Source organism: Pseudomonas sp. SW-3, assembly GCF_016615645.1.
Taxonomy (GTDB): Bacteria; Pseudomonadota; Gammaproteobacteria; order Pseudomonadales; family Pseudomonadaceae; genus Aquipseudomonas; species Aquipseudomonas mandelii.
On sequence record NZ_CP067098.1, the window covers coordinates 2,100,065 to 2,122,918 of the forward strand.

The following is a 22,854-nucleotide window of genomic DNA, read 5'->3' on the forward strand; positions in this document are numbered from 1 at the left end:
GCTTCCCGCCACTGATCCGGATGCTTAGAAATGAATGCTGAAGACTCCTTGAAACTTGCTCGCCGGTTTATCGGGTTGCCCCTGGAAAAGCGCCAGATGTTCCTTGCGGCCTTGCAAAAGGAAGGCGTTGATTTCGCCCGGTTCCCCATTCCAGCCGGCGTCGACGCCGAAGATCGCCAGGCGCTGTCGTATGCCCAGCAACGCATGTGGTTTCTCTGGCAACTGGACCCACAAAGCGGCGCCTACAACCTGCCCGGTGCGGTGCGCCTGACCGGGCGTTTGAGTCTGCCGGCGCTGGAGCAAGCCTTCGCCAGCCTGGTGGCGCGTCACGAAACCCTGCGCACGGTGTTCCAGCGCCAGGCCGACGACACGTTGCTGCAAGTGCCGGCCAGCGCGCCGCTGGTCATCGATCATGTGGATTTCAGCGCCTTGCCAGCCACGGAGCGCGAAGTGGCAGTTGCCAAGGCAGCCGAGCAGCAATCGGTGTTGCCGTTTGATCTGTCAGTCGGCCCGCTGCTGCGCGTCACTTTGCTCAAGCTCGCCGAGCAGGAACACGTCCTGCTGCTGACCCTGCACCACATCGTGTCCGATGGCTGGTCGATGAACGTGCTGATCGACGAATTCATCCGCTGCTACGACGCCTTTGAGGCGGGCGCGCAACCGCAAGTCGCGCCATTGCCGATCCAGTGCAGCGACTACGCATTGTGGCAACGCCGCTGGCTCGAGGCGGGCGAACAGGCGCGTCAACTCGACTACTGGCAAGCGCAACTGGGTGATGAGCACCCGGTGCTGGAACTGCCCACCGATCACCCGCGCCCGGCGATGCCGAGCTATCGCGGCACCCGTTACGAGTTTGCGGTCGACCCGCAACTGGCCGAGCAACTGCGGGCCACGGCGCAGAAACACAGCGTCACCCTGTTCATGCTGTTGCTCGGCGCCTTCAACGCGCTGCTGCATCGCTATACCGGGCAGACCGACATCCGCGTCGGCGTGCCGATTGCCAACCGTAACCGCGCCGAGATCGAAGGCCTGATCGGCTTCTTCGTCAACACCCAGGTGTTGCGCACGAAGCTCGATGGTCAGACCCGCGTCGACGAGTTGCTGCGCGCCATCAAGGAAACCGCCCTTGGCGCCCAGGCCCATCAGGACCTGCCATTCGAGCGCCTGGTCGATGCGCTGAAACTGGAACGCAGCCTCAGCCACACGCCGCTGTTCCAAGTGATGTACAACCACCAGCCGCAGGTCGCGGACATTTCCACGGTCAGCACCGCCTCCGGCCTGGCGCTGGGCGTAATCGAGTGGGAAGGGCGCACCACGCAGTTCGACCTGACCCTCGATACGTATGAAAAGGGCGGCAAACTGCACGCGGCGCTGACCTACGCCAACGACCTGTTCGACGCCGTGACCATCGCGCGCATGGCGCAGCACTGGACGCACCTGCTGCAGGGCATCGTCAGCGATTCACAGCAGCGCATCAGCGATCTGCCGCTGCTGGAAAGCACTGAATATCAGCGCATCGTGCATGACTGGAATCGCGCTGACGAAAGCTTCGCGCAGGATTTGTGCATTCATGAACTGATCAGCCAGCAAGTCGCGGCCAGCCCGGACGCGTTGGCGGTGACCTTCGCCACCCAGCATCTGACCTACGCCGAACTCGACGCTCAGGCCAATCGCCTGGCCCACCGGCTGATCGGACTGGGTGTCGGCCCGGAAGTCCGGGTCGGCGTGGCGATGCAGCGTTCCGACAGCTTGCTGGTCGCGCTGCTTGCCGTCCTCAAGGCCGGTGGCGCCTACGTGCCACTGGACCCGGATTACCCGGCCGAACGCGTCGCCTACATGCTCGAAGACAGTCGCGCCCTGGTGTTGCTGACCGAGCATTCGGTCGCCGCGACATTGGCCGTGGCCGCCGATACCCAGGTGTTGCTGATGGACGATATGACCTGGGCCGCTTACCCGAGCAGCGCGCCGGTCACCCGCGTCACGCCGGACAACCTGGCCTACGTGATTTACACCTCTGGCTCCACCGGAAAACCCAAGGGCGTGTCCATCGCCCATCGCAACGTGCTGGCGCTGATCGACTGGTCTAAATCGGTGTACAGCCGCGAAGACATCCAGGGCGTGCTGGCCTCGACCTCGGTGTGCTTCGACCTGTCGGTATGGGAGCTGTTTGTGACCCTGGCCAACGGCGGCTCGGTGATCATCGCCCGCAACGCCCTGGAGTTGCCGCAACTGCCGGCCCGGGATCAGGTGCGCCTGATCAACACCGTGCCGTCGGCAATCAACGCCTTGCAGCGCGACGGACAGATCCCGCCGAGCGTGCGCATCATCAACCTCGCCGGCGAGCCGCTGAAGCAGAGCCTGGTGGACGCGTTGTATGAGCAGTCGACCGTCGCACACGTCTACGATCTGTACGGGCCGTCGGAGGACACCACCTATTCGACCTGGACCCGCCGTGCAGCGGGCGGTCGCGCGAACATCGGCCGTCCCCTCAAGCACACCGCCAGCTATTTGCTGGACGCCGACCTGCAACCGGTGCCCCAAGGCGTGTCCGCCGAACTGTACCTGGCGGGCGCCGGCATCACCCGCGGTTACCTCGCACGCCCAGGCATGACTGCCGAAAAATACGTGCCGAACCCGTTCGCCAGCAACGGCGAGCGCTTGTACCGCACTGGCGACTTGACCCGTTATCAGGTCGACGGTTCGCTGCAATACGTCGGGCGCATCGACCATCAGGTCAAGGTCCGTGGCTTCCGTATCGAGCTGGGCGAAATCGAAGCACGGCTGTTGCAGCAAGCGGACGTGCGTGAACTGGCTGTGTTGGCGCAGGACGGCGTCAACGGGCAGCAACTGGTGGCCTACATCGTGCCGACCGATCCGGCGTTGGTCGATGACGCCGATGCGCAAGCCACCCTGCGTGAAACCCTGAAAGCGGCATTGCGCCAACACCTGCCGGACTACATGGTCCCGGCGTTCCTGCTGTTCCTCGCGCAGCTGCCGCTGACCCCCAACGGCAAACTCGACCGCAAGGCCTTGCCGGCGATTGACGGCGCGCAGCAACAGCGCGAGCACGTCGCTCCGCGCACAACGATGGAAAAAGCCCTCGCCGCGATCTGGCAGGACGTGCTGGCCATCGACAACGTCGGCCTTGAAGACAACTTCTTCGAACTGGGCGGCGACTCCATCGTCTCGATGCAAGTGGTCAGCCGTGCGCGCCAGGCCGGGATCGTGTTGAGCCCCAAGGACCTGTTCCAGCACCAGACCGTCCGCAGCCTGGCCCAGGCTGCCCGCAGCGGCGAGCACGCGTTGATCGATCAAGGTCCGGCGACTGGCGCGGTGGCGCTGGCGCCGGTGCAACAGGGGTTCTTCGAGCAAGCAATTCCCGAGCGTCAGCACTGGAACCAATCGCTGTTGCTGGTGCCGCGCGAGGCGTTGAACGTCGAGGCGCTGGACCGCGCGCTTGAGCAGTTGCTGACCCATCACGACAGCTTGCGCCTGCGTTACGAGCAGACCGCTGAAGGCTGGCAGCAGGTCTACGCGGCGCCGACCACCGAGTCAGTGTTGTGGCAGCGTCAGGCGCAATCGGTCGAAGCACTCAATGCGCTGTGCGACGAAGCCCAGCGCAGCCTCGATCTGCAAAATGGCCCGTTGATCCGGGCGCTGCTGGTGGCGATGGCGGACGGTTCTCAGCGTTTGCTGCTGGTCATCCATCACCTGGCGGTGGACGGTGTTTCCTGGCGCGTGTTGCTGGAAGATGTGCAGCAGTTCTACAGCGGCAGCGCCGTGAAGAGGGCGAAAACCAGCACTTATCAACGCTGGGTCGCCCGTCTGCAAGATCATTTGCCAGCGTTTGAAAACAGCCTCGGTCACTGGCAGGCCCAGCTGCGCGACGCACCGACCGATTTGCCGTGTGACCGTCCGAACGGCGCGCTGCAAAACCGCTTCGAGCACAAACTCGAAATCAAACTCGACGCCGAGCAAACCCGCAAATTGCTGCAACAGGCTCCGGCGGCGTATCGCACCCAGGTCAACGACCTGCTGCTGACCGCACTGGCGCGGGTGGTGTGCCGCTGGAGCGGGCAGGGCAGCACGCTGATTCAGCTCGAAGGCCATGGTCGTGAAGACCTGTTTGACGACATCGATCTGACCCGCACCGTCGGCTGGTTCACCAGCCTGTTCCCGGTCAACCTGATGCCGTCGAGTGACCTCGGCGCGTCGATCAAGACCATCAAGGAACAACTGCGTGCCGTGCCGGACAAAGGGCTTGGCTACGGCGCGCTGCGTTACCTCGGCGACCCGGCGATGCGCGCCGAACTGGCCGCGTTGCCGCAACCGCGCATCACCTTTAACTACCTCGGGCAGTTCGACCGCCAGTTCGACGACGCCGCGCTGTTCGTGCCGTCCACCGAAGGCAACGGCGTGGCCCAGGATCCGTCGGCACCGCTGGGCAACTGGCTGACGGTCGAAGGCCAGGTCTACGGTGGCGAGTTGGCGCTGAGCTGGGGTTTCAGTCGCGAGATGTTCAACACCGCGACCATCCAGCGTCTGGCAGACGATTACGCCCAAGAACTCAACGCGCTGATCGAACACTGCTGCGGCGTTGAAGTGCCTCAGGTCACGCCGTCGGATTTCCCGTTGGCACGCATCAGTCAGGTGCAACTCGACGAATTGTCGGTCGCGACCCTTAAAGACCTGTATCCCCTGTCGCCAATGCAGCAGGGCATGCTGTTCCACACGCTGTACGAACCGCAAGTCGGCGCCTACATCAGTCAGTTACGTCTGGACATCCAGGGCCTCGATCCGCAGCGATTCGCTCAGGCCTGGCAAACCGCGCTGGAGCGTCACGACATCCTGCGCAGCCGCTTCCACTGGCAAGGCCTCGACACCGCGCATCAGGCGATTGTCCGCAACGTCGCGTTGCCGCTTGAAGTGCTGGACGCCACCGACACCGATGCGCTGGCCGACACCGAACGTGCCCAAGGTTTTGAATTGGGCAGTGCGCCGCTGTTTCGCTTGAAGCTGGTGCGCATGGGCGCCAATGACTGGCACCTGATCTACACCAGCCACCACATTTTGATGGACGGCTGGAGCAACGCGCAGTTGCTCGCCGAAGTGATCCAGCATTACGCCGCCGGCCTGGCGCTGCCGGCACTGACCGGGCAATACCGTGATTATCTGGGCTGGTTGCAGCAGCAATCGGCTGCCGAAGGCGAGCAGTTCTGGAAAGCCGTTTTGGCACCGCTGGAAGCGCCGACCTTGCTGGCCGAAGCCTTGCGCCCGCCAGTGGGCGCCGAGGGCAGCGCGGAATACCGCGTCGCCCTTGATAGCCGCGCCACCCAGCGTCTGATCGAGTTCGCCCGCCAGCAGAAAGTCACGCTCAACACCGTGCTGCAAGGGGCGTGGAGCCTGTTGCTGCATCGTTGCACCGGCCAGGATTGCGTGGTGTTTGGGGCCACGGTTGCCGGGCGTTCGGCGCCGTTGCCGGGGATCGAAGCGCAACTCGGGTTGTTCATCAATACGTTGCCGCTGGTCTGTGCGATGAAGCCGGATTGCACCGTCAGCCAATGGCTGGACGAGCTGCAAGGGCTGAACCTGGCCATGCGCGAGTTCGAGCACGTGCCGCTTTACGACATTCAGGGCTGGGCGGGGCAGCAGGGGGCGGCGCTGTTCGACAGCCTGTTGGTGTTCGAAAACTTCCCGGTGGCCGAAGCGTTGAAACAGGGCGCACCGGCCGGGTTGTCGTTCGGCAATTTGCACAATCACGAGCGCACCCACTATCCGCTGACGTTGGGCATCGAGCTGGGCGAAGGCCTGAGCCTGGACTTCAGCTACGACGCCGCGCGTTTCAGCGCGGCGCAAGTTGCCGGGTTGTCGGCCAATTTGCAGCACCTGCTGATGCAGCTTGTCACCCAGCCGGACGCCGCACTTGGCGCGCTGGAACTGCTCGACGTCGACGGCAAAAACGCGCTGCTCGCGATCAGCCAACCGCCGACAATCGAGTTGTCCACAACACTTCTGGCCCACGAGCAGATCGCCGCGCAGGCCGCCGCGACCCCGGACGCGCTGGCGTTGCAGGTTGACGGCCAGTCCCTGAGCTACGCGCAATTGAACACCCAGGCCAACCGTCTGGCCCATCGTCTGATGGCCAACGGTGCCGGTCCGGGCAAGCGTGTCGGCCTGGCGCTGCACCGTGGTCCGCAGCTGATCGTCAGCCTGCTGGCGGTGCTCAAAAGTGGCGCCGCCTACGTGCCGCTCGATCCGAAATACCCGAACGAACGTCTGGCCTACATGATCGATGACAGCCGTCTCGACGTGCTGCTGTGCGAATCCGGTCTGCTGGAGGAGGTGCCGGGCGTGCGCCGTCTCAGCCTTGAGGACGGCACCGACTACCCCGACAGCAATCCGCACCACCACGCGGTCGCCGATGATCTGGCCTACATCATCTATACCTCCGGCTCCACCGGCCAACCCAAAGGCGTGGCCATTGCCCATGCCGCGTTGCGCGAGTTCTGCCAGAGCGCCGCCGACTATTCGGTGCTGTCGGCGTCGGACCGGGTGTTGCAATTCGCGACCTTCAGCTTCGACGGTTTCGTCGAGCAATGTTTCCCGGCGTTGTGCGTCGGCGCGGCGTTGATCATGCGCGGCGAAGACGTGTGGGACGCCGGTCGCCTCGCCGCCGAAATCGTCCAGCACGGCGTGACCGTGGCGGACTTGCCGGCCGCTTACTGGTACTTGCTCGCTCGCGAATGCGCGAGCGGCGTGGTCAGCGGTCTCGGTGCTTTGCGCCAGGTCCACGTCGGTGGCGAAGCGATGTCGGTCGAAGGTTTGCGCCTGTGGCATCAGGCCGGATTGAGCCACATGCGACTGCTCAACACCTACGGCCCGACCGAAGCGACCGTGGTGTCCAGCGTGCATGAGTGCCGTCTCGACGATGCCAGCGATGCGTTTGGCATTCCGATTGGTCGTGCCATCGCCGGCCGTGCGCTGTATGTGCTGGATGCGGCGGGTCAGTTGCTGCCGTCCGGCGGTGTCGGCGAACTGTGCATCGGCGCTCCGGCCTGCCTCGCGCAAAGCTACTTCAATCGTCCGGCGCTGACCGCTGAACGTTTCCTGCCGGACCCGTTTGCCCGTGAACCGGGCGCGCGTCTGTACCGCAGCGGCGATCTGGCGCGCTACAACGCTCAAGGGCAGCTGGAATACGTCGGCCGCATCGACCATCAAGTGAAGATCCGCGGTTTCCGCATCGAAATGGGCGAGATCGAAGCCTGCCTGCAAGCCCGTGAAGACGTGCGTGAAGCGGCGGTCATCGCCCAGGACGGCACGCAACTGGTGGCGTACATCGTGGCCGGCGATTCGCTGTCGTCCGAAGTTGATTATCTGGAAGGCCTGAAAGCCGCTCTGCATCAGTCGCTGCCGGAATACATGGTGCCGAATCACTTGGTCCTGCTGCCGAAGCTGCCGCTCAACAACAACGGCAAACTGGATCGCCGGGCCTTGCCGCGTGCTGAAGCTGGCGATGCCCAGCGTGACTTCGTGGCCCCGGTCGAAGGGCTGGAAACGCAACTCGCGCTGATCTGGCAGGACGTGTTGCAGGTCGGGCAAGTTGGCCGCAACGACAACTTCTTCGAACTGGGCGGGCACTCGTTGCTGGTGCTTCAGGTGATCTCGCGGGTGCGGCAGCAGTTGCAGCTCGAACTGTCGGTGAGCAGCTTGTTCTCCGCTGCGAACCTGGCGGAATTTGCCGGGCGTGCCGCGCTGGCAAATATCAGCGGTCAACCTTTGCTACAACGTGCCGTGATCGATCAGCCGCAGGTTTTGTCTTTTGCCCAACAGCGCCAATGGATTCTCTGGCAACTGGACCCGCAAAGCCCGGCCTACAACATTCCTGCCGCACTGCGCCTCATAGGCCCGCTGAACCGCGAAGCCCTGCGCGAAGCCTTCGCCCGGTTGCAGGACCGTCACCAGACCCTGCGCACGACCTTCGAACAAGATGGTCTGCAGGCACGTGCGGTGCTGCACGACAATCTGGCGTTGCAACTGGAGGAACGCACACTCGATCAGGTGTCGGTCGACACGGCCGTGGCCGAAGAAATCGCCCGTCCGTTCGACCTGCGCAACGGTCCGCTATGGCGCATGTTGCTGCTGCAAGTGAACACCGACGAACACGTGCTGGTCCTCACCGTCCATCACATCGCTGCCGACGGCTGGTCGATGCAGGTCATGGTCGATGAGTTCAGCTCCTTGTATCAGGCGGCCGCCTGCGGTCGCGTCGCCGGTTTGGCTGACCTGCCGGTGAACTACAGCGACTACGCCCGCTGGCAGCGCGACTGGCTGGAAGCGGGCGAGGGGGCACGCCAACTGACGTGGTGGCGTGAGCAACTGGCCGGCAGCCAGGCGCCGCTGGAATTGCCCAGCGAACTGACCCGTCCGGCCCGCCGCAGCGAGCGCGGTGCCAGCCTGATGCTCAACGTGGATCGCGAGTTGCTCGCCGGTTTACGTCAACGTGCCCAGGAACAGCAAGTGACATTGTTCATGCTGTTGCTGGCGAGTTTCCAGACCTTGCTGTATCGCAAGAGCGGGCAGTCGCGCATCAACGTTGGTGTGCCGAGCGCCGGTCGTTCGCGTCTCGAAACCGAAGGCCTGATCGGCTTCTTCATCAACACCCAGGTGCTGCGTGCCGAGATCGATGGGCAGCAGCCGTTCAGCACCTTGTTGCAACAGGTCAAACAGGTTGCATTGGGCGCGCAAGCGAATCAGGACTTGCCGTTCGAGCAGTTGGTCGACGCCTTGCAACCGGACCGCAGCCTCAATCACAGCCCGTTGTTCCAGGTGCTCTACAACCATCAGCAGCCGTTGGGCGCGAGTGTCGAACGCACGGTTGCCGACCTGAACGTCGAGCGTCTGCACTGGCAGCAACACACCACGCAGTTCGATCTGGTCCTCGATACTCAGGAGCAGGGCGAAGCACTGGATGCCAGCCTGACCTACGCCACGGATGTGTATGACGAAGCGTCGATGCAGCGCCTTGGCGAGCAGTGGCTGAACCTGCTGCGCGCGGTGGTCAGCGATCCGCAGCAACGCGTCGCCGAACTGCCCCTGATTGACGGGTCGCAGCAAGAGGCTTTGGTGCAGCACTGGAACCCCGCATTCCAGGCGCAACCGACGTCGCCGACCTTGCATCAGTTGTTCGAAGCGCAAGCCGCACAACGGCCGAATGCCGTCGCGCTGGTCTACGAAGGCGAGCAATTGACCTACGCCGCACTCAACGCCCAGGCCAACCGCTTGGCGCGCACACTGCGCGAGCAGGGCGTCGGGCCTGAAGTGCGGGTAGGCATCGCCGCCGAGCGGGCGGTGCCATTGGTGATCGGCTTGCTGGCGATTCTCAAGGCCGGCGGCGCCTACGTGCCCCTCGACCCGCATTACCCGGCCGAACGCCTGAGCTACATGATCGAAGACAGCGGCATCACGCTGCTACTGACCCAGCAACACTTGATCGACAGTCTGCCGGCCCGAGACGGCGTGCAGGTGCTGAGCCTGGAATCGTTGCAGCTGGATGGGGTCAGTGACGCCAACCTGCCAGCGCTGGCGACCCCGGACAACCTCTCCTACGTGATCTACACCTCCGGTTCCACCGGTCGTCCTAAAGGCGCATTGCTCAGCCATGGCAACGTCGGGCGTCTGCTCACGGCCACGGCTAGCGAGTTTGGCTTCGGTCCGGACGATGTCTGGACGCTGTTCCATTCCTACGCCTTCGACTTCTCGGTGTGGGAGCTGTTTGGTTCGCTGTGCACCGGCGGGCGTCTGGTGATCGTGCCGTATGACATCAGCCGCGAGCCGCAGCAATTCCATCGCTTGCTCTGTGATGAGGGCGTGACGGTGTTGAACCAGACGCCGAGCGCGTTCCGCCAGTTGTTGCCGATTGCCTGTGCCAGCCCACGAAGCATGGCGTTGCGTCAGGTGATTTTCGGTGGCGAAGCCCTCGAAGTCGCGAGCCTGCGTCCGTGGTTCGAACGCTTCGGCGACCAACAGCCAACCCTGGTCAACATGTACGGCATCACCGAAACCACGGTGCACGTGACCTACCGTGCGATCCGCCTGGCCGACCTCGACGGCAAGGCCCAAAGCCCGATTGGCCTGCCGATCCGCGACCTGCGCTGGTACTTGCTCGACAGTCAGCTGCAACCGGTGCCGGTGGGTGTGGCGGGCGAGTTGTACATCGCCGGCGCCGGTCTGGCGCGGGGTTATCACGGCCGTTTCGGCCTGACCGCCGAGCGTTTTGTGCCGAGCCCGTTCGAGGCTTCGCAGCGTCTTTATCGCAGCGGCGACCTGGCGCGTCAGCGTGCCGATGGCAGCATCGACTACCTCGGCCGGATCGATCAGCAAGTAAAAATTCGCGGTTTCCGCATCGAATTGGGTGAAATCGAAGCCGCGCTGCTGGCCCAACCGGGCGTGCGCCAAGCGGTGTTGAGCGTGCATGCCGGCGACGGCGGGCCGCAGCTGTGCGCCTACGTCGTGGCCGAGCAAACCCCGCATGACCCGATCGCCTGGCGCGACAACCTGCGCACCGCGCTCAAGGTGGATCTGCCGGACTACATGGTGCCGAGCCACTGGTTGCTGCTGGATGCCTTGCCATTGACCGGCAACGGCAAGCTCGACCGCAAGGCGCTGCCGGTGCCCGATGCCCAGGAATGGCAACGGCCGTTCGAAGCCCCCGAGGGCGACTTCGAACAGCAACTGGCCGCGATCTGGGCCGACGTGCTGGGCGTGGCGCAGATAGGCCGACGCGACAACTTCTTTGAATTGGGCGGGCATTCATTGCTCGCGGCCCAGGCCAATGCCCGTGTGGAACTGGAACTGGGCATCGAGCTGCCGCTGCGCGCGCTGTTCGAATCCACCGACCTTCAGGCTTATGCCGCCATGGCCGGGCAACACGCCCCGGCTGACAACGATGCACGTCTTGATGCGCTTGAGTCGTTTCTCGACGAGATGGAGATCAACTGATGGAACACACCACTGCCCAGCGTATCGCCAGCCGCTTCGCCGGCCTGCCGGCTGATAAGCGCCGCGAGTTTCTGCAACGCATGCAAGAGCAGGGCGTGAGCTTCGGCCAGTTGCCGATTCCGCCGGCTGCCGAGCCGCAAGCAACGTTTGAATTGTCATACGCGCAGCAGCGCCAATGGTTCCTCTGGCAACTTGATCCACACAGTTCGGCATACAACATTCCGGCCGCGCTGCGTTTGCACGGGCCGCTGAACGTTGCTGCGTTGCAGCAGAGTTTCGATGGGCTGCTGGAGCGGCATCAGAGTTTGCGCAGCCGGTTCGTCGAGGATGACGGGCAAGTGGTACAGACGCTGGCCGAGTTCACCTCGCTGCCCATCGAGCAGATCGACCTGCGCGGCGAACCCCAGGATCAGCGCTTCGATCAGGCGATGAACAGCGTCGAACAGGACATCGCCCGGCCGTTCGATCTGCAACACGGTCCGCTGTTGCGGGTCAGCCTGTTGCAACTTGATGCCGAAGACCACGTGCTGTTGCTGACCTTGCACCACATCGTCACCGATGGCTGGTCGATGGGCGTGCTGGTGGAAGAGTTTTCCCGGCTCTACGCCGCGCATTGCCAAGGTCAGAACACGGTGCTGGAGGCACTGCCGATCCAGTATTCAGACTATGCGATGTGGCAACGACGCTGGATGGAGGCGGGCGAGCTGGAACGTCAACTCAACTGGTGGCGCGACCGCCTGGGCAGCGAACAACCGCTGCTCGAATTACCGACCGACCGTCCGCGCCCGGCGCAACCGAGCCAGCGCGGTGCGCGTCTGGATTTCGCCCTCGATGCCACGTTGGCCAGCGGTCTGATGAGCCTGGCCAAACAGCGCGGTGTCACGCCGTTCATGCTGTTGCTGGCGAGCTTCCAGGCCTTGCTCTATCGCTACAGCGGCCAGGCCGACGTGCGTGTCGGTGTGCCGATTGCCAACCGTAATCGCGCGGAAACCCGTGGCTTGATCGGGTTCTTCGTCAACACCCAGGTGATGCGTGCGGAACTGGACGGACGTCTGCCGTTCAGCCAATTGCTCGACCAGACCCGCGCCGCCTCGCTGGACGCCCAGGATTATCAGGACTTGCCGTTCGAGCGTCTGGTGCAGGCGCTGCAAGGTGAACGCAGCCTCAGCCACAGCCCGCTGTTCCAGGTGATGTTCAACCACCAGCAAGCCAAACCAGCGGCGGTCAGCGGCTTGCTCGCCGGCCTGCGCGTCGAGGCATTGAGCGCCACGGCGCACACCACCCAGTTCGACCTGCAACTGGACACGCAGGAGGAGGGCGACAAACTGTTCGCCAGCCTGACTTACGCCACTGATCTGTTCGACGCTGAACGCATCGAGCACCTCGCGCGGCACTGGCGCAATTTGTTGGCCGGTGTTCTGGCCAACCCGCAATGCCCGCTCGCCGAGTTGCCGTTGCTGGACGCCGATGAGCGTCTGCGCATCCTCGACGAGCTCAACGACACCGCTCAGGCCTATCCGGGCGAAGTCTGCGTGCAGCGCCATTTCGAAGAACGCGTAGTTGAACACCCAGAGGCGACGGCGCTGGTGTTCCAGGGCCAGTCCCTGAGTTACGCCGAGCTGAACCGGCGCGCCAACCGTTTGGCCCACCACTTGCGTGACCAGGGTGTCGGCCCGGACGTGCTGGTGGGGATTGCCTGCGACCGTTCGTTTGAAATGGTTGTCGGCCTGCTGGCGATTCTCAAGGCGGGCGGTGCGTACGTGCCGCTGGACCCGGAATACCCGGTTGATCGCCTCGGCTACATGATCGAGGACAGCGGCATTACGTTGTTGCTGACCCAGGAATATCTGCTGGCGCAACTGCCGACCCCGGACAACGTGCGCACCTTGTGCCTGCACGCCGACGCCGATTGGCTGAACGACTTGCCGGGCACTGACCTGCCCAACCTTGCGGTCGCGGAAAACCTCGCTTATGTGATTTACACCTCCGGCTCCACCGGCAAACCCAAGGGCGCCGGTAACCGCCATGTGGCGCTGCATAACCGTCTGGCGTGGATGCAGCAAGCCTACAACTTGCAGCCGAGCGACCGCGTGCTGCAAAAGACGCCGTTCAGTTTCGACGTGTCGGTGTGGGAGTTTTTCTGGCCGCTGATGAAGGGCGCCACCCTGGTGCTCGCCGCGCCGGGCGAGCACCGTGATCCGCAACGCCTGGCCGCGTTGATCGTCGAGCAGGCGATCACCACGCTGCACTTCGTGCCGTCGATGCTCTCGGCGTTCATCGCTGCCGACGAAGCGCTGGCCTGCACCTCGTTGCAGCGGATCATTTGCAGCGGTGAAGCGCTGCCGATGGAACTGCAACGCCAGACCTTGCGCAGCCTGCCGCAAGCCAATCTCTACAACCTCTATGGTCCGACCGAAGCGGCCATCGACGTGACCCACTGGACCTGCGTGGAAGAAGGGCGTGACAGCGTGCCGATTGGCCGGCCGATTGCCAACTTGCGCACCTGCATCCTCGACAGCGAACTGCAACCGTTGCCACTGGGCGCGGTGGGCGAGTTGTACCTGGGCGGCGTCGGCCTGGCGCGCGGTTACCACCGTCGTGGCGCGCTGACCGCCGAGCGTTTCGTGGTCGATCCGTTTGGCAGCGGCGAGCGTCTGTACCGCACCGGTGACCTGGCACGCTATCGCACGGACGGCGCCATCGAATACTGCGGGCGTATCGACCATCAAGTGAAGATTCGCGGTTTGCGCATCGAACTCGGCGAAATCGAAGCGCGCCTGCAAGAACATGCGGACGTGCAGGAAGCCGTAGTGTTGGCCCTCGATGGCCCGGGCGGCAAGCAGTTGGTCGCGTACATCGTGCCGCAGGACCGAGCCTTGGTCAGCGCCGATGCCGAGCAACAAGGCGCGTGGCGTGAAACCCTGAAAAGCCATTTGCTGGCGAGCCTGCCGGATTACATGGTGCCGGCGCAGACCGTGCTGATCGAGCAAATGCCCGTGAGCCCCAACGGCAAACTCGAGCGCAAACGCCTGCCCGCGCCGACCGCACAGGTCAGCCAACGCGCCTTCGAAGCGCCACGCAGCGAACATGAACAGGTGCTGGCGCAGATCTGGCAGGACGTGCTGGGGGTGGAGCAGGTCGGGCGTCAGGACAATTTCTTTGAACTGGGCGGCGACTCGATCATTTCGATCCAGGTGGTCAGCCGTGCGCGCCGCGCCGGCCTGAGCCTGCAACCCCGCGACCTGTTCCAGCAGCAAACCTTGCAAGCCCTGGCCGCCGTGGTCAAGGAACAGGCCGCCCCGCTGGCGCAGCAAGGGCCGGTGGAAGGTGTGCAAACCCTCACGCCGATCCAGCGCTGGTTCTTCGACGAGCCGATCCCGCAACGCGCGCACTGGAACCAGGCGGTGCTGCTGACGCCACGCGAAACCCTTGAATTGCCACGCCTGCAAGCCGCGCTGCAACGTTTGCTCAAGCAGCATGATGCCCTGCGTCTGCGCTTCAGTCAGGTCGATGGCCAATGGTCGGCGCGTTATGTCGGGGCCGACAGCTGCGATGTGATCGACATGCTCTGGACCGCCCGCGTGGCCAACGATGCTTCGCTGGAATCGGTGTGCGACGAGGCGCAGCGCAGCCTCAGTCTGCAAGACGGTCCGCTGCTGCGCATCGCGTTGATCGCTCAGGCGGATGGTTCGCAGCGGTTGCTGTTGGTGATCCATCACCTGGCGGTGGACGGGGTGTCGTGGCGGGTGTTGCTGGAAGATTTGCAAGCGGCTTATCAAGGGCAAGACCTGCCACCGAAGACCAGCGCTTTCCAGGCCTGGGCCGACAAACTTGACGCCTACGCCCGCTCCGAAGCCGCTGCCAGCGAACTGGACTGGTGGCAAGCGCAGCTGAGCGTCGCCAATGATTCGCTGCCCGCCGCCAATGCCCAAGCCAGTCAGGCCGGGCATCTGCGCCAAGGCGTGAGCATCGGCCTGGACCGCGATCAAACCACCAGGCTGCTGCAACAGGCGCCAGCGATTTACCGCACACAGGTCAACGACCTGCTGCTGACCGCGCTGGCCCGAACCCTCAGCCGCTGGACCGGTGACGCTTCGGCGCTGATTCAACTCGAAGGCCATGGTCGCGAAGAGCTGTTCGACGACATCGACCTGACCCGCACCGTCGGCTGGTTCTCCAGTCTGTTTCCGGTGCGCCTGACGCCGACCGCCGACCTGGCGGGCTCGATCAAGGCCATCAAGCAGCAACTGCGCGAAATCCCCGGAAAAGGCCTGGGCTACGGCCTGCTGCGCTACCTGGGCGATGCCTCGACCCAAGCGGCGTTGGCCGGTTTGCCGCAAGCACGCGTGACGTTCAACTACCTCGGGCAGTTCGACCAGAGCTTCGCCGAAGACGCCCTGTTCACCCCGGCCAAGGAGTCCAGCGGCGCCGCGCAATCGGCGGACGCACCGTTGCCGAACTGGCTGTCGGTGGACGGCCAGGTGTATGGCGGCGAACTGAAACTCGACTGGACCTTCAGCCGCGAATGCTTCGACACACGTGAAATCGAAGCGCTGGCAGCCGATTACCAACGTGAATTGCTGGCGCTGATCGACCATTGCCTGAGCGACGGTGCGGGTGGCGTGACCCCGGCGGACTTCCCGCTGGCGCGCCTGACCCAGGCGCAACTCGATGGCTTGCCGGTGCCGCCGGCGCAGATCGAAGACCTGTATCCGCTGTCGCCGATGCAGGCCGGTCTGTTGTTTCACAGCCTCTATGAATCGGCGTCTGGCGCCTACGTCAATCAGCTTAGCGTCCAAGCCCGTGGCCTCGACGCTGAGCGTCTTGGCCGCGCCTGGCAAACGGTGCTCGACACCCATCCGATCCTGCGCAGCAGCTTCCACTTCCCCGACGGTTTCGAAGCGCCGGTGCAAGTGGTCCATCGTCATCTGCAACTGCCGATGACGTGTCTCGACTGGCGTGGCCGCAGCGATCAGGCCGACGCATTGATTGAACTGATCGACAACGAGCGCCTGCAACTCGATTCGACCCGGGCGCCATTGATGCGCCTGACCCTGGTGCGGCTGGACGATGAGCGTCAGCAATTGATCTACACCCACCATCACCTGTTGCTGGATGGCTGGAGTAATTCGCTGCTGCTGAGCGAAGTCTTGCAGCGTTATGCCGGGCAGGATGTGCAGGCGCCGACCGGGCGTTTCGCCGATTACATCGGCTGGCTGCAACGTCAGGATGCCCACGCCGACGAGGTCTTCTGGCGCGAGCAGCTGGCGACCCTCGACAACCCGACGTTACTGGCGCAGAGCCTGGCCCATGGCGACGGTAAAAATCAGTTGGCCGTAGAGTTTGCCGACCATCGCCAGACCTTCGATGTCGCCACCAGCCAGCGTTTCAGCGAGTTTGCCCGTCAGCAAAAAGTCACCCTCAACACCTTGGTGCAAGGCGCCTGGGCACTGTTGCTGCAACGCTACAGCGGCCAGCGCAGTGTTGCGTTCGGCGCGACTGTGGCGGGGCGGCCGGTGGATTTGCCGGGTGCCGAAAGCCAGCTGGGCCTGTTCATTAACACCTTGCCGGTGATCAGCAGCCCGGACGCGGTGGAAAGCGTCGGCCAGTGGCTGACCCGTTTGCAGGCACAAAACCTCGAACTGCGTGAGCATGAATTCACCGCATTGGGGGACATTCAGCGCTGGGCCGGGCGTGCCGGTGAGCCGCTGTTCGACAGCCTGCTGGTGTTCGAAAACTTCCCGGTGGCCGAAGCGCTGCAACAAGGCGCGTCGGCCGGTTTGAGCTTCTCGGTTCCGCAGAACCATGAACGCACTAACTTCCCGCTGACCCTGGCGGCCACCGCCGAAAGCCAGTTGAGCCTGAACTGGAGTTACCAGTGCGCCCATTTCAGCGGCGAAGCGATTGTTCGGATGAGCGAGCATCTGGCCGCGCTGCTGGCGGCGATGGTCGCCGCGCCAAACGCGGCATTGAGTGAACTGGACCTGCTGACCGCGCCGGAACGCGCGCAACAGTTGGTCGAATGGAACCCGGCATTCACGGCCGCGCAAAACCCGCTCTGTGTGCATCAGTTGATCGAGGCCCAAGCGGTCATTCGCCCGGCCGCCACCGCGCTGATCTTCAACGATCTGCAATTGAGCTTCGATCAGCTCAACCGTCGCGCCAACCAATTGGCCCATCGTCTTCGCGCACTGGGCATTGGTCCGGAAGTGCGGGTTGGCCTGGCGATGCAGCGCTCACCGGAAATGATCGTCGGCCTGCTGGCGATCCTCAAGGCCGGCGGCGCCTACGTGCCGCTGGACCCGGCTTACCCGACGGAACGCCTGCGCTATCTGATGGAAGACAGCGGCATTTCGCTGATGATCAGCCAGTCGTGGCTGCGGGAAAAACTGCCGTTGCCCGAAGGCCTGCCGGTGCTGGAAATCGACCGCGAGCCGCTGGCGTCCATGGCGGACACCAACCCGATCAACCTGACCTGCGGCGAAAACCTCGCGTACCTGATTTACACCTCAGGCTCCACCGGGCGGCCCAAAGGCGTCAGTGTGGCCCACGGTCCGCTGGCCATGCATTGCCTGTCGATCGGCGAGTTGTACGGCATGACCCCGGACGACCGCGAGTTGCAATTCGCCTCGATCAGTTTCGACGGCGCCCACGAACGCTGGCTGACGCCGCTGGTGTTCGGTTCGGCAGTCATGCCCCGCGATGACGAGTTGTGGAGCGTGGAGCGCACCTGCGCCGAGATCGAAAAACACGGCATCACCATTGCCTGTTTTACCCCGACCTATCTGTCGCAGATCGCCGACTTCATGGGCGAAGCGGGGCGTGATTTGCCGATCCGCTCCTACACCCCGTGCGGCGAAGGCATGGCCAAGCACGCGTTCGATGAAGTCCAGCAAGTGCTGCAACCCAAGCGTTTGATCAACGGTTACGGTCCGACCGAAACGGTGATCACGCCGCTGATCTGGCTGGCGTACCCGGATACCGGGTTCGACTCGGCGTTCATGCCGATTGGCCGGCCGGTGGGCAACCGCAGCGCCTACATTCTGGACGGCGGCTTGCAGCCGTTGCCGGTTGGCGTCGCGGGCGAGTTGTACCTGGGCGGCGAGGGCGTCGCCCGGGGTTACCATCAACGTCCGGACCTGACCGCTGAACGCTTCGTGCCGGATCCATTCGTGCCGGGTGCGCGTTTGTACCGCAGCGGCGACCTCGCACGGTTCCGCGCCGATGGCGTCGTTGAATACCTCGGCCGTATCGACCAGCAAGTGAAGATTCGCGGGTTCCGTATCGAACTCGGCGAAATCGAAGCCTGCCTGCTGGAACACGAAGGCGTGCGTGAATCGTTCGTGATCGACCGTGAAGGTCCGGTGAGCCGCCAGTTGGTCGGTTACGTGGTGCCCCGCGATCCGCTTGCCGATGAGCAGGCTCTGCGTGAAGCGCTGACGGCTCATCTGCGCAGCCGATTGCCGGCGCACATGTTGCCGGCACACTTGATGTGCCTGGCCGCGTTGCCGCTGACGCCGAACGGTAAGCTTGATCGCCAAGGCCTGCCGGCGCCGGAAGCCACTCGGCAGAACCACGATCACGTGGCCGCCGCAACACCGGCCGAAGTGTTGCTGGTTGAGATCTGGCAGGAACTGCTGGGGCTGGAGTCGGTGGGCGTCACCGAGAACTTCTTTGAGCTGGGCGGTGATTCGATCATTTCGCTGCAAGCGGTGAGCCGTGCCGGGCAGCGTGGGCTGGTGTTCAGTCCGAAGCAGCTGTTCGAGCAGCAGACCATTCGTGCTTTGGCCTCCGTGGCCAGCAGCCGTGAAGCAACATTGATCGAAGCGCAAAAAGTCGAAGCTTTCTCACTGGTGCCGCACATCGACATCGCTGCCCGTGAAGGTCTGCAAGACTTGTATCCGCTGTCGCCGATGCAGCAAGGCATGCTGTTCCATTGCCTGGATTCACCGGAGCTCAACCCCTACGTCAACCAGTTGAGCGTGGCGGTCGACGGCTTGCAGGTGCCGCGTTTCCGCGCGGCCTGGCAGACGCTGGTCGAGCGGCATGAAGTGCTGCGCGCCGCGTTCCGCTGGCGCGATGGCTTGGCCGATCCGCTGCAAGCGGTGTTCGCCGACGTCGAGTTGCCGATCGAAGAACTCGACTGGCGCGACCGCTCCGACACCGAGCAGGCGCTGGGCGAACTGGCCGCAGCGGAACAGGCCAAGGGCTTCGACCTGAGCTGCCCGCCGTTGATGCGTTTCATCCTGGTGCGCCTGGGTGATGACCGTTACCAGATGATCTGGATCTACCATCACCTCTTGCTCGACGGCTGGAGCGCTTCGCGTCTGTTGGGCGACATGCTGCGCCTGTACCACAACGACAGCCTGCCGACCCTGACCGGGCGCTACGCCGACTACATCGCCTGGCTGCAACGCCAGGACGGCGCGCAAGCCGAAGGCTTCTGGCGTGAGCGCCTGGCGCTGCTCGAAGAACCGACCATTCTGGCCAAAGCTTCCGGTGCCGCTGGTTCCGGCCACGGCGTGATGTACAGCCACCTCGACGCCGAGGCGACGCGCAAACTGCACAGCTTCGCCAAGCGTCAACGCGTGACACTGAACACGCTGGTGCAAGGCGCGTGGCTGTTGCTGCTGCAACGCCACAGCGGCCAGCGCAGTGTCGCGTTCGGCGCCACGGTGGCGGGGCGCCCGACCGGGTTGGCCGGTGCGCAGGACATGCTCGGTCTGTTCATCAACACCTTGCCGGTGATTCAGACCCTTGATCCGCAACAGCCGGTGGGCGAGTGGCTGCGCGACTTGCAGGATTACAACCTGATGGTGCGTGACTACGAACACACGCCGTTGTCGGACATTCAGCGCTGGGCCGGGCAGGGTGGCCAGGGTTTGTTCGACAGCATCATCGTGTTCGAAAACCATCCGGTGGACCGCGCCTTGAAAGGCGGCGAGGAAGGCGAGCTGCGCTTTGCCGAAGTCGGCAGTGGCGGGGTGACCAACTTCCCGATGGACTTGATGGTCAGCGCCAACGAAGAAGGCCTGGAAGTTGAGTACCTGTTCCTGCGTGATCGCTTCAGTGACGTGGAAGTCGAGCGGATTCGTGCGCAGTTGGAAGGATTGCTGCGTGCGTTGCCGGAGGATGCTACGCGTCTGCTTGGCAATATTGGCTTGCCTGAGGCGCGTTTGAGTCTGCCGCAGGTGTCAGATGACAGCGCTGATTTGCTTCACGCGTTTAATCAACACGTCAAAGCGCAGCCGCAGAAAATCGCCTTGATCTGCGAAGGTCGGCACGTCAGTTATGCACAGCTTGAGGCGCAGGCCAATGGGTTGGCGCAGCAACTGATCGGTCGCGGCATCGGCCCGGAAAGTCTGGTGGCGGTGGCGTTGCCGCGTTCCGAGCGCACCATCGTTGCGTTCCTCGCGGTGCTTAAAGCAGGGGCGGCGTATCTGCCTTTGGACCTCGCGTACCCGGCCGAGCGGCTGGCATATATGTTGAGCGATTCGGCGGCCAGCCTGTTGCTCTGTGACAGCAATCTGGGGGATCGACTGACCCTGGCCGACAGCCCGCCGCGTCTGCTGCTCGACCAGTTGAGCGTTACCGACCACGCTGAATGCCCGGTTTCCCAGCCGTTGCCTGGGCACTTGGCGTATTTGATTTACACCTCCGGTTCCACGGGCCAGCCCAAAGGCGTGGCGGTGGCACGTGGGCCGATTGCCCGGCATTGCCGCGGCATCATCGAGCTCTACGAACTGGCACCGCGCAGCCGTGAGCTGCACTTCATGTCGTTCGCCTTCGACGGTGCGCAGGAGCGTTGGCTGAGTGTGATGTTGGCCGGTGGCAGCCTGGTGATCCGCGAGGACAGTTTATGGACCCCGGAGCAAACCCTCGAAGTGATGCAGCGTCATGGCGTCACCGTCGCCTGCTTCCCGCCGGCCTACTTGCAACAGATGGCCGAAGTGGCCGAACGCCTTGGCAATCCACCGGCGGTCGAGGTGTATTGCTTTGGCGGTGATGCGGTGCCGGAGGCGAGCTTCGAGCAGGTCAAGCGCGCCTTGCGTCCGCAGCGTCTGGTCAACGGTTATGGCCCGACCGAAACCGTGGTCACGCCGCTGTTGTGGCGTGCCGAGGCCAGCGAAACCTGCGACGCGGCCTATGCGCCGATTGGGCGTGGCGTGGCCGGGCGTGGTGTGTATGTGCTGGACGCCGACCTCAATCCGCTGCCGGTCGGTGTCAGCGGCGAGTTGTACCTGGGCGGCGAATGCCTGGCGCGCGGTTACCACCAGCATCCCGGCATGAGCGCCGAGCGTTTCATCCCCGATCCGTTCGAGGCCGGTGGCCGCATGTACCGCACCGGCGACCTGGTGCGCCAGCGCGAATGCGGGTTGATCGACTATCTGGGGCGTCTTGACCAGCAAGTGAAGATCCGTGGTTTCCGCATCGAGCCGGGCGAGATCGAAGCGCGTCTGCGCGAATGTGTTGGGGTGCAGGATGCCGCCGTGGTGGTACACGACACGCCGACCGGCAAGCAATTGGTCGGTTATGTGGTGGCGGCCGGTGCTGTCGGGCTGGATCGTCGCTTGAAATCTGAGCTGCAAGCGCAACTGCCGGACTACATGGTGCCGCCACGGATCCTGGTGCTGGAACGTTTTCCGCTGTCGGCCAACGGCAAGCTCGACCGTCGCGCACTGCCAATGCCTGAATGGGCGCTCGGCGGTTATCGCGCGCCACGCAACGATCTGGAAAAGGCGCTGACCGCGATCTGGCAAGAGGTGCTCGGTGTGCCGCAAGTGGGCATCGACGACAACTTCTTCGAACTGGGCGGCGACTCGTTGCAGGTGCTCAAAGTCATCTCGCGGGTGCGCAGTCAGCCGCAACTGGGCTTCGAGTTGAAGCTGCGGGATCTGATGCAGAAACCGTGCATTGCCGAACTCAGTGGTTATCAGGTGACCGAGCCCACGTCTGCGCCGGACCCTTTGCTGGCGCTGAATGCGCGGATCCCGAATGTGCCGGCGCTGTTTTGCCTGCACGCCGGTTTCGGCACGGTGTTCGACTACGAACCGTTGGCGCGGCGTCTGGAAGGACGGCGCACGGTGTACGGCGTGCAATGCCGCATGCTGCTTGACCCGCACTGGCAGGACGAATCGCTGCTCGCCATGGCGCAAGCCTATGCGCAGCGGATTCGCAGTCAACAGGCCAAAGGACCGTATTACTTGATGGGCTGGTCGTTGGGCGGCGCGTTGACGCAGTTGGTTGCCCACGAATTGGAAGGCCAAGGTGAAACCGTGGCGTTTGCCGGGTTGGTCGACAGCTACGTGGCCGGCACCGCAGAGGCGGGGGACTGGCGCGAGGACCTCGGTGATTTCCTGAAGTTTGTGCTCGGTTTGCCCGCCGATGAGGCTCAGGCGTTGATTGCGCGCAAAGCCGCTGGCTTGAGTGAACGCGAGGGCTCCACCGCCGTGATTGAAGCCGCCTTGCACGGTTCCAATGAACAAGCCGCATTGGGCGCGGGGGAGCTCACGCAGATCTTTGCCACCGGCTCACGCCTCAAGCAACTGGCGCTGGCGCATCGGCAACTGCCGACGATCAAGGCCTCGGCCCATCGTTGGTGGGTGGCCGGGCGCGACGACGAACGTCGGGTGTTCGAGGGCCAGGTCGGCAGTCATGGCGTTGATCGCCTGTTGGCCGGCGGGCACTACGAGCTGTTGCGTGGTGATGAGTTGCTTGATGAGCTTGAGGACTTACTGGAACGCCGTTTGGCCATTGCGTAACTCATTTTCGTAGGAGCGAGGCTTGCCCGCGAACGCGATCTCAAGGACGCCTTCGCGGGCAAGCCTCGCTCCTACAGATCACGGTTTTTCTCGC

Annotated in this window: 2 protein-coding genes; both read left to right on the forward strand. The window is 63.8% G+C overall.

The window, feature by feature from the left end; genetic code table 11:
- Window positions 1-30: 30 nt before the first annotated feature.
- The gene (locus JIO00_RS09475; protein WP_200668029.1) at window positions 31-10,998 is read left to right on the forward strand and encodes a non-ribosomal peptide synthetase; all 10,968 of its coding nucleotides are present in this window, start codon (window positions 31-33) and stop codon (window positions 10,996-10,998) included.
- On the forward strand, window positions 10,998-22,760 hold the full coding sequence (locus JIO00_RS09480; protein ID WP_200668031.1) for a non-ribosomal peptide synthetase: 11,763 nt from the start codon (window positions 10,998-11,000) through the stop codon (window positions 22,758-22,760). Before JIO00_RS09475 ends, JIO00_RS09480 begins: the two co-directional genes overlap by 1 nt.
- Window positions 22,761-22,854: the final 94 nt, after the last annotated feature.